This is a genomic window from Frankia sp. AiPs1, assembly GCF_023716945.1.
Classification (GTDB): Bacteria; Actinomycetota; Actinomycetes; order Frankiales; family Frankiaceae; genus Frankia.
This window is the reverse complement of sequence record NZ_JAMQQF010001200.1, coordinates 1-502: the sequence shown is the minus strand read 5'-3', so window position 1 is coordinate 502 and position 502 is coordinate 1. Positions and strand designations below refer to the sequence as shown.

The following is a 502-nucleotide window of genomic DNA, read 5'->3' as shown; positions in this document are numbered from 1 at the left end:
AGCGCGAGCAGCGCGGCGGCCACGTCGACCGGCGCCATCGGCGCGAGCCGGAACGTGGCGAGCACCGCCACCGCGGCGGCGCCCGCTCCCAGCATGCCCGCCCGGGACACGGCTTTCACCCCACCTTCGGAGCCGGCCGCCACGGCCACCAACGCCGCGGCGAGCACCGCCGCGCCGACGATGCAGGGCAGCCCGGGCGCCTCGGTGAACACCCGCAGCACCCCCACGAACACAAGGCTGAGCAGGCAGGCGAGCGCGGTCATCAGCCCGGCGGAGGCCGAACCGGCCGCCTTGGAGACCGCCCGTAGCTCGGCGGCCTTGCTCATCGCTTCCAGGCAGTGATCGTAGGCCTGGCGGGGGGCGGTACGCGGATCGACCGGGGCAGCCGCCGCCGGCTGCCCGACAGCCCCGGGCCCCCCCCGCCCCGTCCGGCCCTCCCGGCCCGACCGGCCCTCGCGGCCCTCGCGGCCCGACCGGTCAGCGGCATGGCCGGGGTCCGACC

The 502-nt window shown here is 78.5% G+C and carries 1 pseudogene; it reads right to left on the bottom strand.

The annotated features are described in order from the left end of the window. Positions 1–326, bottom strand: a pseudogene (locus ND748_RS33635) (hypothetical protein); the annotation flags it as partial. Positions 327–502 lie beyond the last annotated feature (176 nt).